This is a genomic window from Pseudoalteromonas sp. NCCP-2140 (assembly GCF_023708065.1).
Classification (GTDB): Bacteria; Pseudomonadota; Gammaproteobacteria; order Enterobacterales; family Alteromonadaceae; genus Pseudoalteromonas.
Genome location: NZ_BRCZ01000010.1, coordinates 116,219 through 131,196, shown reverse-complemented (window position 1 = coordinate 131,196; position 14,978 = coordinate 116,219). Strand labels below are relative to the sequence as shown.

Here is a 14,978-nt window from a genome sequence, read left to right as displayed (position 1 = left end):
AAGAGACACAAGGGCGCGAATACATCAAAGGGCCGAGGTAGCTCCTCATTATGAGCCCGCATATAAGTACGCAGTCTGACAAAATTAACGAAGGGTATTGTGCAATAGGAGGAGTCCATATAAATGGCTTTAGCCATGAATTATGTTTTTCAGCATTGCTGGTTCGGTTTTCTTGGTTCGGCAGTAAACTACCTCCTACAATGCTTTTACGCAAGGGTTGTTTTCAAAACCCAACAACCGCACCGCTCGGCTAAAAACTGACAGCTGATGGCTGAAAGCTTTTCAGGCATAAAAAAACCCAGCAAAACTGCTGGGGTCATAAAAGTGGTACCAGTAGGCGGACTTGAACCGCCACGCCCGAAGGCAACGGATTTTGAATCCGTCATGTCTACCAATTCCATCATACTGGCTTCATTTTTCTTTAACCTTCTAAACACGAGAAGATAAAGAAAAACCACTTTAGAGCAAGAGCTTTTTTAACTGCTTTTGTCTCTATGCCAAGCATTATACAAAGAATGGGTAAGGCAGCAAGCGTTTTGTGCGGCGTCACTGATCAACCGCACAATAATTAAACAAGTTGTTAACTTTAGAGTTTTGGCATCATTCGCGAAACAATCGCCTGACAATCGATATCATGACTCAGGCAGCCGTACTGACTAAACCCTGCACTACTTAAACGACTTTTTACAAACGCATCGGCAATAAGTGGCTCGCCAAATTGTAGTAGTGTTGCTGCTTGCCAAAGTAGCGCGAGCTTTTCAATTATACGCCGAGCATGCATTTCAAGGTTTGCAGTATCTGTAAGCATACCTTTAAGCTCATCGAGCTTTATCGCAAAATCGGGGTGCAAACTGCGCGCTTTTTCAAGTTCATTGATAAGCACCTCAAGTGACTCAGGCTCACGACTGAACACGCGTAAAAGATCAAGGCATTGCACATTACCAGAGCCTTCCCAGATAGAGTTAACCGGTGCTTCTTTATAAAGTCGGCTGGTAATGTTGTCTTGAACATAGCCCACGCCACCAATACATTCCATAGCCTCATAAGTGTGCTGCACTGCACGCTTACAGATCCAATATTTACCGATTGCTGTGGAGCTACGTATTAATGCCACTTCATTGCTATCATTTTGGTTATCAAGGGCATTGGCAATACGCATTGAAATGGCTAGTGCAGCCTCTGCTTCGATAGCTAAATCTGCCAATACATTGAGCATGAGTGGCTGTTGATGCAAGTTTCTACCAAACACACTACGCCCAGCGGTATGCCAAATTGCCTCTTTTACTGCTTGTAACATCAGCGAGCTTGAACCCAGCATGCAGTCATAACGAGTTAGAGCAACCATTTGAATAATAGTGGCAATGCCTCGTCCCGGCTCGCCGAGTAACCAGCCATGCGCGCCTCTAAATTCAATTTCAGAACTCGCATTTGATTGATTACCTAATTTACTTTTTAAGCGCTGAATATACATGGCATTTTTCTCGCCAGTTTCGAGCCAGCGCGGCACTAAAAAGCAAGATAACTGCTTGTCATCGGTATTCGCGAGTACCAAAAAGGCGTCGCTCATAGGCGCTGAGCAAAACCATTTGTGGCCGGTTAAAGCATATAATTGCCCTGCACCACTTTCATTGATGGCGTCTGCTTTAGTGGTATTAGCCCGAACATCAGAGCCGCCCTGTTTTTCGGTCATCGCCATACCTATGGTGACACCTTTTTTCTCTGTCCAAGGCTTATTGTCAGAATCGTAATGATTTGCCAGTATTTTAGGTAGCCACATAGCCGCTACATTTTCTTGACTCGCAATGGCAGGCACACTAGCAAACGTCATGGTTAATGGGCAACCAGAGCCCGGATCAGCATGATTGTGTAGCACCGCTATTACCGCTCTTACAACATGGCTACCGGCTTTCTTTTGCTGCCAAGGCAAAGCGCAGTGCCCTTGCTCTATAGCATGCTGCATTAGCTGATGGTAACTTGGATGATAATCAACTTGGTCTATGCGTTCGCCAAAGCGGCTGTGAGTTGTTAATTCGGGTAAGTGTTTGTTTGCTAAGAACCCAGCTTGCAGTAATACACCTCCCACTTGCTCCCCAAACGCCGTTAAATGCGCAGTTCCCCATTGCCCAGCAAAACGATTTTGCCAGTATTGAAGTACCCTGTCGGCCTCATAGGCGTTGTAGTTTTCAAGTGGTTTGGGTTGATTAAATACTTGGTGAGTTTCGCTTTGAGAAACGGCCATAACTGTGTGCTCATTTTTATTATTTTCTCAACTATAGCAGGTCAGACCTGTTTGTCGACTTGCTAAACGGCCGTTAAGTATTTCTTGTTTGCGAAGGACTTTGCTAAACTACTGCGCAATTTAATTGGACGAGATTGTTTATGTCAGCTGAGTTTCCACGTGCCGGTTTCTGGCGCCGCTTTGCCTCTTTAATCTACGATACCTTGGTTATCATTGCCTTTGCGATGCTGACAACCGTACTGTATTTATTAGCTGTTCAAGGGCTAATTTCTTTAGACTTACTAAGTATTGGTGACGCTGAAGATGTATCTGCTTTCATTCAAAACTCGCCATTACTGTATGGCATTCGCAGTGTGTTATTAGTGATAGTGAGTGTTAGTTTCTTTAGCTATTTTTGGGCTAAGAGCGGCCAAACAATTGGTATGCGCGCATGGCGTTTAAAGGTGCAAACTCTCGATGGTCATTTAATTAGCTGGCATCAAGGCGCACTTAGAGCCATTACTGCACTATTAGGTTTAGGTAACTTAGTGGTGTTGGTCGATTTTAAAAATAAGCGTGCCTTACAAGATTACATCGCAAAAACAGAAGTGATCACCCTCACCAAAGAAGAAAATAAACGTATTTATCGCTCACTTGATTAAGTGATTAAGCAATACAGCAAGCACAAAAAAAGCGTGGCTCAAACCACGCTTTTTTTGTGCTTTTTAAACGACTATCAAACTCGTTTATTCAATAGGTAAGTTGCAAACCCTATAAACAGTAGGCTTGGTAACACAGCACCAACCACTGCTGGAATTTGGTAAACCATCACCACAGGACCAAATATCTCATTAGTTAAGTGGAAAGTAATACCGGTTATTACACCCATGATGATACGTGCGCCCATAGTTACTGTGCGAAGCGGGCCGAATATAAACGATAAAGCAACTAACAACATAACGGCGATAGATACAGGCTGCATGATCTTACGCCATAGCGCTAGCTCATAAGTACTGGTGTCTTGCTCATTTTGCTGCAAATAACCTAAATATGACCAAAGCCCAGTAAACGACAGCGCTTCGGGCTTAACCGACACCACTCCTAATTTTTCGGCGGTCAGTTGCGAGTCGTAAAATTCTTCTTTGTGCTGCTCAGTACTGATCTGCTCTGGCGTGATCATGACTTTATTTACATCACGAAGTAACCAACCATCTTTACGGTTTAATGCTTCTTCTGCTTTGGTAATTTGAGTAAGTTGCAACGATTTATCAAAGTGATACATATGCACGCCACGTAAAGTGCCTTGCTGATCGACATCTTCAATATTAATAAAATTGCTGCCATCTTTCGCCCACACACCTTGCTTAGCATTAAATACATCACCACCATAAATCGCTTGGTTACGTATTTCTTTTGCTTTGAGCTGTGCTTCTGGGGCACCCCATTCACCTAGCGCCATCATACAAATTGCCATAAACATCGCGGTTTTCATGACTGATGCAATAATTTGCAGGCGTGACATACCCGCCGCTTGCATAACGACCAGCTCACTGTTTGATGCCAATGCACCTAAACCTGTTAAACCACCAATCAAGGCTGCCATTGGGAAGAAGATAACTAAATCACCCGGCATGCTGTATAGGGTGTAAATCAGCGCAGTTGCAATATCATAGCTACCACGGCCAACTGATTTTAACTGCTCAATGAACTTAATCAGGGTACTAATACCTACCAGCACCATTAAAGCAAAACCGGTGGTTTGAATTATGCTGCGGCCTAAATACCAGTCGAGTGTTTTCATCATGCGCTTAACTCCCGCTTAGTCACAACTGCCTTTAACCATGCGCCGAGCGGACGACCTTTGATAATCAAGAAACCACCAATAAACAAGGCTGATAAATGGATCCACCATAAGCCAATTGAAGGCGGAATTTTACCATCTTCAACAGCAAACTTAGCTGCATTCAATAAAATGAAGTACCCTAAATACAAACTGATTGCAGGCACCAATTTAGCGAATTTACCTTGGCGCGGATTCACCACACTCAAAGGTACTGCGAGTAAAGTTAATAATGGAATTGAAAGCGGAATAGCTAAACGCCACTGCCACTGTGCAATAGCTTCAGAGGTTTTCATTTTGAATAAATCAAACGTTGGTATAGCTTCTAACTTACGACGCTGGTGCTCTATTTCTTGATCTTGAATTTGCACACTGTAACCATCGAACTCTGTTAAGTTTAACGCAGCAGACTCGCCATCTGTTTCATAGCGCTTACCATCGTTAAGAACAAGTTGCTGCTCACCGTTATCTTGCTCAATCACCACACCACGCTCTGCATATACTAAACGGGCTAAGTCACCTTTTTCACGATCTGGTAACTGCGCAACAAATACCTTGTGTAGCTCTTTACCGCTATTTTCGATGTTGTGAATGAAGACTACGGCTTTCTCATTACCCGTTTGCTGAAAACGCCCTGCACGTAATGCCGATAAGCCAGCATCAGCTTTGGCTTGCTCTTTTAATTGATATTCTTGCTCACTGGCCCACGGCGCAACATAAAGAGTAAGCGCACCGGCTAAAATAGCCATCGCAGTACTTGAGATAAGCGTGACACGAACCACATACCACTCACTGACACCGCAAGCTCTGAATACGGTCATTTCGCTGTCTGCATAAATGCGACTGTACGCCAGAATAATCCCTAAGAAGATACTCAAAGGTAATATAAGGGAAGCAAGTTGAGGAAGTTTTAGTGCAATCATCGAAAGCACAAGTTTAGCTGGAAGCCCCCCCTCAGAGGCGTCTCCTAAAATAACAACAAACTTTTGAGACACAAAAATAGTCATCAAAGTTAAAAATACGGCGACCTGCGACTTGAAGACTTCAGTGGTCAAATAACGAAAAATAAGCAATGCTCGCCCCTGTTAAACATCGAGTTTCACTGGAATAGTAAGGAATTTTGAGTAAACTAGTTATTTTACTCACTTTATTATATGCCATCAAAGTTAAATATCATACCTAGCAAGAACATATAATCTTGCATAAATGGTGCAGATGGCGTCTATTATGTGATATTGATATTCACATTAAGATAAAGTTCAAAAACACATAAATAGAGTCATAGTTTATGTACTAAGATTAGTACTATTAAACTAAAAAATGTAAGAAAGGACTCGAAAAAGAATTTCTTACCCTTATAAACTAAGGTTATACGACTCAATATCAGGAGTAACAATGGAATTTAGCGTAAAAAGTGGTAGTCCAGAAAAGCAACGTAGCGCATGTATTGTAGTAGGCGTTTATGAGCCACGTCGTTTATCCCCCATTGGTGAACAATTAGATAAAATCAGTGACGGTTATATCTCAAACTTACTACGCCGTGGTGACCTTGAAGGTAAACCAGGCCAAGTATTGCTATTGCATCATGTACCTAATGTACTGAGCGAGCGTGTACTACTAGTAGGTTGTGGTAAAGAGCGTGAGCTTGATGACAAACAATATAAACAAATCATCTCAAAAACGATTAACACGCTAAACGAAACAGGTTCAATGGAAGCGGTATGCTTTTTAACTGAGCAACACGTTAAAAGCCGTGACACTTATTGGAAAGTACGCCAAGCAGTTGAAACAACTCAAGACTGCTTGTATACCTTCAATCAACTGAAAAGCAAAAAGAGCGACCCACGTCGCCCACTACGTAAAATTGTTTTCAACGTCCCAACGCGTCGCGAGTTAACTATTGGCGAAAGTGCAATTGAGCATGGCTTAGCCATCGCTGCAGGTAGCAAGTTATGTAAAGATGTTGCCAACATGCCGCCAAATATCTGTAACCCTGCTTATTTAGGTGAGCAAGCACAAGAAATTGCTGATAACTTCGATAATGTAAACGTTGATATTATTGGTGAAGAAAAAATGGCGGAGCTGGGCATGAATTCATACCTAGCGGTTGGCCGTGGTAGTGCTAATGAATCGGTTATGTCGGTGATCAACTATCAAGGTGGCGACAAAGACCAAGCGCCAATCGTGTTAGTGGGTAAAGGCTTAACCTTTGACTCAGGTGGTATTTCGATCAAACCAGGCGAAGCCATGGATGAAATGAAATACGACATGGGTGGTGCAGCAGGTGTTATTGGTACTATGCGCGCTTTAGTGCAAATGCAATTACCGATTAACGTTGTCGGTGTTTTAGCAGGTTGTGAAAACATGCCAGGCTCAAACGCTTATCGCCCGGGTGATATCTTAACAACTATGTCGGGGCAAACAGTTGAAGTGTTAAATACCGACGCTGAAGGCCGTTTAGTACTGTGTGATGCACTCACTTATGTTGAGCGCTTTGAACCTGATACCGTTGTCGATGTAGCAACACTGACAGGTGCGTGTATTATCGCGCTGGGTTCACATGCCACAGGTTTACTATCAAACCACAACCCACTTGCCCATGACCTACTAAAAGCGTCTGAGCAAAGTGGCGACCGTGCATGGCAGTTACCTTTATGGGATGACTATCAAGAGCAACTTGAAAGCCCATTCGCTGATTTCACCAACTTAGGTGGCCGTGCTGCAGGTACGATTACAGCGGCATGCTTCTTATCTAAATTCACCAAAAAATATAACTGGGCGCATTTAGATATCGCAGGTACAGCATGGCGAAGCGGCGGTAAAAACAAAGGCGCAACCGGTCGTCCGGTGCCTATGTTGACTCAGTATTTACTGAACCGCGCAGGCGTGAGTGAAGCAAGTCACGATTAAGCCTTACCGTAAGCTTAAAACTAACCCTAAATAAGGCGCCAAATGGCGCCTTATTAATTGAAGCAATTCGCGTTCTATGTCAAAATCCCTGCTTTGATCTGTGTATCTGTGGGGACGAAAGTCACTATGAATATGAACGCACAATTTTACGTTCTAAAACAAGATGATAGTGCCCACCAAACGGCTGGCGCTGTTTTCGATCTGGCAGCTAAAATTGCTGCGGATCAGTATCGTCTAGGTCATCGCGTATTTATTTACGCTGATAACACCGACACGGCCCACACAATCGACGACATCATTTGGTCATTTGAACCAGATAGTTTTGTACCACATAACTTACAAGGTGAAGGCCCTAAAGGTGGCGCTCCGGTTGAAATTGGTATGACTCCACCTGTCGGCAACAGAAAAATATTAATCAACTTAGCTGAACACCTACCGGATTTTATTCGCCGTTTTCAGCAGGTTTATGATTTCGTACCCATTGAGCCAAGTGCTAAACAAGCCGCCCGTGAGCGGTTTAAAAAGCTTCGCCAACTGGGCGCCCATATTGCAACGCAAGAAATTGACATTTAAGCATTTATTTAAGGTTCTGTGTAATGGATAAAACCTATAATCCGCAAGATATTGAACAGTCTTTATACCAAGGCTGGGAAGAAAATGGCTACTTTAAACCGTCTGGCCAAGGTGACGCATACTCAATTATGATCCCGCCACCAAACGTCACGGGTAGCTTACACATGGGCCACGCGTTCCAAGATACCATCATGGATACGCTAACGCGTTTAAAGCGTATGCAAGGCAACAACACTTTATGGCAAGTAGGTACTGACCACGCAGGTATCGCAACGCAAATGCTTGTTGAGCGTAAGCTTGCTGCTGAAGAAGGTAAAACACGTCACGACCTAGGCCGTGAAGCATTTATCGATAAAATCTGGGAATGGAAAAACCACTCTGGCGGCACGATCACTAAACAATTACGTCGTTTAGGCGCTTCTGTAGATTGGGACCGTGAGCGTTTCACTATGGACGATGGCCTTTCTGAAGCGGTTAAAGAAGTATTTGTACGTCTTCACAAAGAAGACTTAATTTACCGTGGTAAGCGCCTAGTTAACTGGGATCCTAAACTACACACTGCTATTTCTGATCTTGAAGTTGAAAACAAAGACAAACAAGGTCACATGTGGAACCTACGTTACCCACTTGCTGATGGCGTAAAAACCAAAGATGGTAAAGACTACATCATTGTTGCGACAACACGTCCTGAAACAATGCTAGGTGATTCAGGTGTTGCTGTTAACCCTGATGATGAGCGTTACCAAGATCTGATCGGTAAAGAAATTTTACTACCTATCGTAAACCGCCGTATTCCAATTGTTGCCGATGAACATGCAGACATGGAAAAAGGCACAGGTTGTGTGAAAATCACACCTGCTCACGACTTTAACGATAACGAAGTAGGTAAACGTCACCAACTACCAATGATCAACATCTTCAACAAAGATGCTGCGGTATTAAGCGAAGGCGAAAGCTACACGTTCGACGGTAAAGAGCTTGAATTAGACGCGCCAATCCCTGAGCGCCTACACGGCCTTGACCGCTTTGATGCACGTAAAGCGATTGTGAGCGAATTTGAAGAACTTGGTCTATTAGAAAAAATTGAAGATCACAGCCTAACAGTTCCTTACGGTGACCGTTCTGGCGTAGTGATTGAGCCACTTCTTACAGATCAGTGGTACGTGCGCGTAGCACCACTTGCAGAGCCTGCAAAAGAAGCCGTTAAAAATGGCGACATTAAATTTGTTCCTCAACAATACGAGAACATGTACTTCTCGTGGATGAACGACGTACAAGACTGGTGTATTTCACGTCAGCTTTGGTGGGGTCACCGCATCCCTGCTTGGTACGACAACGAAGGTAACGTATACGTTGGTCGTGACGAAGCTGAAGTACGCCGCGATAACAACCTTGCTGATGATGTTGCACTTAAGCAAGACGAAGACGTTTTAGATACCTGGTTCTCGTCTGCGCTTTGGACTTTCTCAACGCAAGGCTGGCCTGCAAACACAGACGATTTAAAAACGTTCCACCCGTCTGACGTATTGGTAACAGGTTTCGACATCATTTTCTTCTGGGTTGCTCGTATGATCATGATGACCATGCACTTCATCAAAGATGAAGACGGCAAGCCACAAGTACCATTTAAAACCGTTTACGTAACTGGCCTTATCCGCGATGAAAACGGCGATAAGATGTCTAAATCGAAAGGTAACGTACTTGATCCTATCGACATGATTGACGGTATCGATCTTGAAAGCCTAGTTGAAAAGCGCACTGGTAACATGATGCAGCCACAACTAGCGAAGAAGATTGAGAAGAACACTCGTAAAACATTCGAAAACGGTATCGAAGCACACGGTACAGACGCACTGCGTTTCACCCTTGCAGCAATGGCTTCAACGGGTCGTGATATCAACTGGGATATGAACCGTCTTGAAGGTTACCGTAACTTCTGTAACAAACTATGGAACGCAAGTCGTTACGTATTAATGAATACAGAAGAGCAAGACTGTGGTTTCGCTACAGATGCTGAGAAACAGTATTCTCTTGCTGATCGTTGGATTTTAGGCCAGTTTGAAGCAACTGTTAAAACCTATACTGAGCATCTAGAAAACTATCGTTTTGACCTAGCTGCAAACACCATTTATGAGTTCACTTGGAACCAATTCTGTGACTGGTACCTAGAGCTTACTAAACCAGTATTGTTTAAAGGTAACGATGCACAGCAACGTGGTACTCGTCATACCCTAATCACGGTATTAGAAAGCCTACTTCGCTTAATGCACCCGTTAATGCCATACATCACAGAAACGATTTGGCAACGCGTGGCACCACTTGCAGGTATAGAAACTGCAGGCACTAGCATCATGGTTCAAGGTTTCCCTGTATACAATGAAGCTAATGTTGATAGCCAAGCGATGGACGACCTAGAGTGGGTTAAACAATTCATTCTTGCTATTCGTAACATCCGTGGTGAAATGGATATCAGCCCAAGCAAACCATTATCGGTATTGCTTGCTAATGCGTCTGACGAAGACAAGCGTCGCTTAACGGAAAACGAAGCTTTCTTAGCGTCTCTTGCTAAGCTTGAAGAGTTCACGTTACTTGATAACAAAGACGAAGCACCTGCGTGTGCAACATCGTATGTTGGTAACCTTGAGATCATGATCCCAATGGCTGGCCTAATCGATGTTGAAGCTGAACTAGCTCGTATCGCGAAGCAGCTTGAAAAAGCAGAGAAAGGCTTAGCTCAAGTTAATAACAAATTAGCTAACGAGAAGTTCGTAAATAACGCGCCAGAAGCTGTACTTGCTAAAGAGCATGCTAAGCTGGCTGAGTTTACAGATGCGAAAGACAAACTATTAGCGCAAAAAGCGAAAATCGAAAGTCTATAACAGCATATATAAAGCGCGATTTATTCGCGCTTACAAAAAAGCCGCGCTATAACATTGTTATAGCGCGGCTTTTTAATGCTCTGTAGCAGCGACTTTACGTCGCGACAAAATTAAAATTTGTAGTTGTACTGAGCACCAACTAATACTGCGTGACCTTTTGATTCATATTCCCATGAAACATCTTGGCCTAAAGAAGCTGCTAGGCTGTCTTTTTCAGAGAAGTTTTGTGTTTTACCACGAAGGATACTTACACCTAAGTCAACATTTGAGTTTTCGCTGAATGCGTAGTTACCACCAAACGAGAACCAGAAACGATCTGTATCAGGGATAGAGATTGAAAGGTGTGATTGGTCTGCTGGTGACTCATCGTATGCAATACCTGCACGAAGTAAAAGTGCATCGCTGTACTGGTAGTCAGTACCGATAGAGTAACGCATTGAATCTGAGAAGTTCTCTTCTTTAGAGAATACAGGCGTTTCAAGGCTTGGTGTATAAGCTTCTAATTTTTGGAAGCTGTCCCAACCAGTCCATAAGATGCTGTAGTGTACGCCTAGCTTCTTATCAAGTTGATGTGAACCAGAAAATTCAGCAATTGCTGGTAAAGTCAGTTTTAACTCACCCGGTACTTTAGTACCTGCTAAACCACCAACTGCAGCTGGAAGTTGGTTTGAGTACTCGCCTTCAAAGTCGATATCTGTTTCACTGCGGTAGTTAAAACCAAAACGGTTGTTTTCGTCTAACTGATACATTGCACCAATGTTCCAACCAAAGCCGTAGTCGTCACCTTCAAGGTGAGCAATTTGCGTGCTAGCTGGTAAACCAAATGGATTAGTACCTGCATTACGAACAACCTTTGCATCAGCATAAACATAGTTTAAACCAAGACCTAAGCTGAACTGTTCGTTGATTTTATATGAAGCGCTAGCATTCATGTTAACTGTTACGATTTCAGTTTCACCAGCAATAGAGCCCGCCGCGTAGTCATCTTTAAACTCAGTTGAAAGACCGAAGTTTGAAAAAGCACCAAAGCCTAAAGACACTTTATCGTTTAAAGGCATTGTGAAGTAACCTGCAGGGATAAATGCAGATGGTGCGATGCTATCGTCATCGATAGAGCTTTCATCTAAGCCGTATGCAGCACTTTCGCCTTTTAAGCTTACATCTGGAATTACAGCGATACCTGCTACTGAGATTTGCTTGTCTTTGAATAAAGACATAAGTGCAGGGTTACGAGCAACAACTGATGCGTCATCTGCAACAGCTGCTTCACCAGCGTATGCACGACCTAAACCTGAAACGTTTTGCTCTGCTAATTGGAAAGCTGCAGCAAAGCTGTCAGCAGAAACAACAGCAAGTGATGCTGCAATTAGTGTTTTAGTGAACTTCATAAATCTGTGTCCTCTTGCAAACTTGTGCGAAAGCTAATCCAACAATGAGGGCAACCTATTAGTTAAGCATAAAAGATTAGCGCTGTATGTTGGTATTAGATGTTTTATTCTAATGATTACAAACTTTCGAACATTACCTTAATTAAGATCAAAAAACTGTAATTTTTCGTTATAAATAGGTAAAAAACCCGCATTTTAACAACAAGATAACAACTTATTAAAACTCATCAGAGCTCTGATAACAAAAACAATAAACGGTAGTAATTATCATTTGCATTGACATCAGTTTATTGTCCCATTAGACTAAAAATAAAGGTTTTACTGTTGAGTTTGAGTATGGAAATCGCATTGATTATTGCGGCACTGATGTTATGCGGTGTGAGTGTTCATTATTTTTGTAAAGCAAACTATTGCGCGTGCACTAAAGCAGGTGATTGCGATAACCCAGTTAATCACTATTGGCTAGGCGCCATGCTGAGTGCTGTTTTATCACTATTATTATGTTGCGTGGCCTTACATGTAGAAAAAGGCACATTGCTGTGGTTGGTATTAATGACGAGTTGTTTTAGTGGTGCATTTATATCAGCAAAACGCAGTGCCAAAAAACGCTGTGTTAAGTCTAAACAAGCAGATGCTCTTTTAACAAACGAGCCAAATTAAGCTGATAATCTAGAGGCTTAATACTAGCAATAATTTTTAGTTCTTTTTCTACACTTAAATCGACATCTTTGGCAGTAATATGATGCTTATGCTTGGCATTATAGAAGATCTTTATTTTCGGCTTAATTGGGTTTTCGTGGTTACCTTCCATCACTAACGCCAAGCGCTCATTATTCAACTTCACAATCGTTCCAACAGGGTGCACCCCTAGGCATTTAATAAAGCGTTGCACCAACTCAGAGTCAAACAATTGCTTATTGGCAAGTAAATAACGCAGCGCTGAGATTGGCTCTTCTCCCATTTGATGCGGCCTGTCTGCTGTCATAGCATCATAAACATCGACGATTGCCATCATACGGGCTGCACGGCTCAGCTTTTCAGCTGCAATACCGCGAGGGTAACCTGTACCATCTAAACGCTCATGGTGATTCACTATCATATCGAGCATTAACGGCGTAATGCCCTTTTCACCTTTCACTAAACCTAAACTCTGCGCCACATGCTTTTTAACAACTTGCATTTCGTTGTCGTTCAAAGCGCTTGGTTTTGACAATACACCTTGTGGCATTTTCGCCTGACCGATATCGTGCATCAATGCACCCATTGCCAGCTCTTTAATTGTCTTTTCTTTGTAACCTAGGTACTTAGCAAACACACTCACCAAAATAGCGGTGTTGATCATGTGCCGCCAGTTATAAATATGTTTATCTTTAAGGCGAGTTAAGATAGTTAAGGCATTGTGATTACGAAATACCGAGCTGACTATATCAACGGCGATATCATCAAGCACAGCTACATTCATCTTTAAACCCGATGTGATATCTGAGTAGAAACCTTGCAATTTTCGGCTGTGCTGCTCGTAATGCACGCTGGCTTTTAAAAACTCTTGTTGAACCGTGATCCCTTGTGGTGCTTCGTTGGCTGCAGGCTTTTGTTCAACCTTAGGTTTAGCCGGTTCAGGCTTTGGTTGGTATTTTTTAGGTAATGCAACATCGCTTTGTGTAAAGTCGATGAGTAGCTCTTCAACCCCCTCAGAGATCAGGCGTTGAATAATCGTTTTATCACGCACTAAACCACGTGTTTTGATCTTAATACTATTTACATGCTCTTGTTGCTTACTGACACTGTCAACAAACATCCCTGGTACAAGTTCGGCAATGGGTAAGGTAATAAGCATATGTGAGCTTAGCGCATAAAAACATCGAGTTTTTTATTATCGCTAATTGATTACAAATGTCTATAGATTGGGTAGCGAATACGAAATAGGTATTAGTTAGAAAGGGGAAAGTTAGAAAGAGTAAAGTTAGAAAGTAGCAACTCGCTAACTTTATCCCTGATAGCTGACAGCTCTGTAGCTGTTTATTCCTGAAAGTAAGTACCCCAGCCGTCGTATTCTACGTCGGTTTGCTGAGCAAGCGCTTCTAGCTTGTCTACATCTTCCATAATCGCTTCTACTTCAAGTTCACACTCAACAACCACGTCAAAGCTCCACACTTTCTCGCCGTCTTCTAGCTCAAGTTCTGCAGGTTCTTCAACATCGTAACCTAGTTTAAAAGCGGCTAAAGCAGCTTGCTCTAACTTTTCAAAATTTTCGCTAACAAAGTGGTGTTCCACTTCATAAAGTACTTCAGGATCTGAGCCATCTTCAAGTAATGAAGTAACGATGTCTTCAGTAATTTCGCGCCAATTTTCCATTATTTGTTTCTCACTTGAGCATCTAATTCAGTTATTTTAGCAGCCATAATCTTATGAACATGTGAAGCATGGTCACGAGCAGATACGTCTTTATCAAGATAAATCGGCGCTAACATTTCGAGGTAAATTGTACCATTATCCCAGCGATTTAGCTTAATAGTTTTGTGTGTTGTACTCATACAAACTGGCACAACAGGCACATCAGCACTCATTGCTGTGTGAAATGCCCCTGTTTTGAAGGGTAATAAACCACGACCATAGCTTCGCGTGCCCTCAGGAAACATCCAAACCGATAGACCTTTTTGTTTTATTTTCTCAGCTGATTTAGAAATTGTACCTGCCGCTTTTGAGCGGTTAGCGCGGTCAATTAAGATATTTCCCGATAACCAATACAGCTGACCAAAAAACGGGATCCATTTGAGGCTTTTTTTACCTAGACTTACGCAATTCTCTGGCACCATGGCTGGTAAAGTGAATAGGTCATAGTTATTTTGATGATTTGCTACATAGACAGCAGGACCAATATTTTTTGGAGTCTCGTGATATTTAAGCTCTAGTTTAACACCTAAAATTTTAGCTACCTTGCAAAACCAACCCGCAATAATATGCACGTTATTAGTATGAAACGGCTTAACGATGCATAAAAGCAGCCCAAAAACACAGCTCAAAATAATGAATAACGCCATGAAAATTATGCGAAAAATAGCTAACAAACGAATTCTCCTCGTACTAATCAGCGCGCATTATAACCTGAAAAATGCTATGACAATAGCTTTAAGCGCACATGTGTACGCTTAAATAGTTTTTCTCCACTC

Annotated in this window: 12 protein-coding genes and 1 tRNA gene; 5 read left to right on the top strand and 8 right to left on the bottom strand. The window is 42.5% G+C overall.

Annotation, left to right across the window (positions count from 1 at the left end; translation table 11 throughout):
- Positions 1-325 precede the first annotated feature (325 nt).
- Both NFU46_RS17025 and NFU46_RS17020 read right to left on the bottom strand, forming a co-directional pair.
- A tRNA-Leu gene (locus tag NFU46_RS17025) sits at positions 326-410 on the bottom strand.
- 176 nt (positions 411-586) lie between these two features.
- Complete coding sequence (locus NFU46_RS17020) at positions 587-2,239, bottom strand: acyl-CoA dehydrogenase family protein (RefSeq protein WP_251603511.1); 1,653 nt, start codon at positions 2,237-2,239, stop codon at positions 587-589.
- A 140-nt stretch (positions 2,240-2,379) separates the two neighbouring features.
- Here NFU46_RS17020 and NFU46_RS17015 point away from each other — a divergent pair, with 140 nt between their 5' ends.
- The gene (locus NFU46_RS17015; RefSeq protein ID WP_054562713.1) at positions 2,380-2,880 is read left to right on the top strand and encodes an RDD family protein; all 501 of its coding nucleotides are present in this window, start codon (positions 2,380-2,382) and stop codon (positions 2,878-2,880) included.
- Between the two features lie 74 nt (positions 2,881-2,954).
- Here NFU46_RS17015 and lptG read toward each other — a convergent pair whose 3' ends face one another.
- Together lptG and lptF are read right to left on the bottom strand one after the other, a co-directional pair.
- The gene (lptG, locus tag NFU46_RS17010) at positions 2,955-4,022 is read right to left on the bottom strand and encodes an LPS export ABC transporter permease LptG (RefSeq protein WP_175082587.1); all 1,068 of its coding nucleotides are present in this window, start codon (positions 4,020-4,022) and stop codon (positions 2,955-2,957) included.
- Complete coding sequence (lptF, locus tag NFU46_RS17005; RefSeq protein WP_251603509.1) at positions 4,019-5,131, bottom strand: LPS export ABC transporter permease LptF; 1,113 nt, start codon at positions 5,129-5,131, stop codon at positions 4,019-4,021. The genes lptG and lptF overlap by 4 nt, the downstream gene beginning before the upstream one ends.
- 322 nt (positions 5,132-5,453) lie before the next feature.
- On the opposite strand from lptF, the gene pepA reads away from it, so the two are divergent.
- From pepA to NFU46_RS16990, 3 genes are all read left to right on the top strand, one after another.
- Positions 5,454-6,968, top strand: coding sequence for a leucyl aminopeptidase (gene pepA, locus NFU46_RS17000; protein ID WP_251603507.1), 1,515 nt, complete (start codon positions 5,454-5,456; stop codon positions 6,966-6,968).
- Positions 6,969-7,094: 126 nt separating this feature from the next.
- A complete protein-coding gene (locus NFU46_RS16995; RefSeq protein ID WP_251603505.1) occupies positions 7,095-7,541 on the top strand; it encodes a DNA polymerase III subunit chi in 447 nt (148 codons plus the stop codon).
- A 23-nt stretch (positions 7,542-7,564) separates the two neighbouring features.
- Complete coding sequence (locus tag NFU46_RS16990) at positions 7,565-10,420, top strand: valine--tRNA ligase (RefSeq protein WP_251603502.1); 2,856 nt, start codon at positions 7,565-7,567, stop codon at positions 10,418-10,420.
- A gap of 110 nt (positions 10,421-10,530) precedes the next feature.
- On the opposite strand, the gene NFU46_RS16985 is transcribed toward NFU46_RS16990, so the two are convergent.
- Positions 10,531-11,808 carry an outer membrane protein transport protein gene (locus NFU46_RS16985; protein WP_251603500.1) on the bottom strand — a complete coding sequence of 426 codons (1,278 nt, stop codon included), beginning with the start codon at positions 11,806-11,808 and terminating at the stop codon, positions 10,531-10,533.
- Positions 11,809-12,144: 336 nt separating this feature from the next.
- On the opposite strand from NFU46_RS16985, the gene NFU46_RS16980 reads away from it, so the two are divergent.
- Complete coding sequence (locus tag NFU46_RS16980) at positions 12,145-12,468, top strand: hypothetical protein (protein WP_054562719.1); 324 nt, start codon at positions 12,145-12,147, stop codon at positions 12,466-12,468.
- Here the strand turns inward: NFU46_RS16980 and NFU46_RS16975 are convergent.
- The 3 genes from NFU46_RS16975 to NFU46_RS16965 all read right to left on the bottom strand — a co-directional run bounded on the left by NFU46_RS16975 (position 12,428) and on the right by NFU46_RS16965 (position 14,849).
- Positions 12,428-13,645, bottom strand: coding sequence for an HD-GYP domain-containing protein (locus tag NFU46_RS16975; protein WP_054562720.1), 1,218 nt, complete (start codon positions 13,643-13,645; stop codon positions 12,428-12,430). The genes NFU46_RS16980 and NFU46_RS16975 overlap by 41 nt on opposite strands.
- A 182-nt stretch (positions 13,646-13,827) precedes the next feature.
- Entirely contained in the window at positions 13,828-14,163 is a 336-nt protein-coding gene (gene rraB / locus NFU46_RS16970) for a ribonuclease E inhibitor RraB (protein ID WP_054562721.1), read from the bottom strand.
- Complete coding sequence (locus NFU46_RS16965) at positions 14,163-14,849, bottom strand: 1-acylglycerol-3-phosphate O-acyltransferase (RefSeq protein ID WP_405030694.1); 687 nt, start codon at positions 14,847-14,849, stop codon at positions 14,163-14,165. Before NFU46_RS16965 ends, rraB begins: the two co-directional genes overlap by 1 nt.
- Positions 14,850-14,978 lie beyond the last annotated feature (129 nt).

What these genes read in the sequence shown, in the direction of transcription:
- NFU46_RS17020 (WP_251603511.1), bottom strand. Translation starts at nt 2,239, where the DNA reads ATGGCCGTTTCTCAAAGCGAAACTCACCAAGTATTTAATCAACCCAAA.
- NFU46_RS17015 (WP_054562713.1), top strand. Translation starts at nt 2,380, where the DNA reads ATGTCAGCTGAGTTTCCACGTGCCGGTTTCTGGCGCCGCTTTGCCTCT.
- lptG (WP_175082587.1), bottom strand. Translation starts at nt 4,022, where the DNA reads ATGATGAAAACACTCGACTGGTATTTAGGCCGCAGCATAATTCAAACC.
- pepA (WP_251603507.1), top strand. Translation starts at nt 5,454, where the DNA reads ATGGAATTTAGCGTAAAAAGTGGTAGTCCAGAAAAGCAACGTAGCGCA.
- NFU46_RS16995 (WP_251603505.1), top strand. Translation starts at nt 7,095, where the DNA reads ATGAATATGAACGCACAATTTTACGTTCTAAAACAAGATGATAGTGCC.
- NFU46_RS16990 (WP_251603502.1), top strand. Translation starts at nt 7,565, where the DNA reads ATGGATAAAACCTATAATCCGCAAGATATTGAACAGTCTTTATACCAA.
- NFU46_RS16985 (WP_251603500.1), bottom strand. Translation starts at nt 11,808, where the DNA reads ATGAAGTTCACTAAAACACTAATTGCAGCATCACTTGCTGTTGTTTCT.
- NFU46_RS16980 (WP_054562719.1), top strand. Translation starts at nt 12,145, where the DNA reads ATGGAAATCGCATTGATTATTGCGGCACTGATGTTATGCGGTGTGAGT.
- NFU46_RS16975 (WP_054562720.1), bottom strand. Translation starts at nt 13,645, where the DNA reads ATGCTTATTACCTTACCCATTGCCGAACTTGTACCAGGGATGTTTGTT.
- rraB (WP_054562721.1), bottom strand. Translation starts at nt 14,163, where the DNA reads ATGGAAAATTGGCGCGAAATTACTGAAGACATCGTTACTTCATTACTT.
- NFU46_RS16965 (WP_405030694.1), bottom strand. Translation starts at nt 14,849, where the DNA reads ATGGCGTTATTCATTATTTTGAGCTGTGTTTTTGGGCTGCTTTTATGC.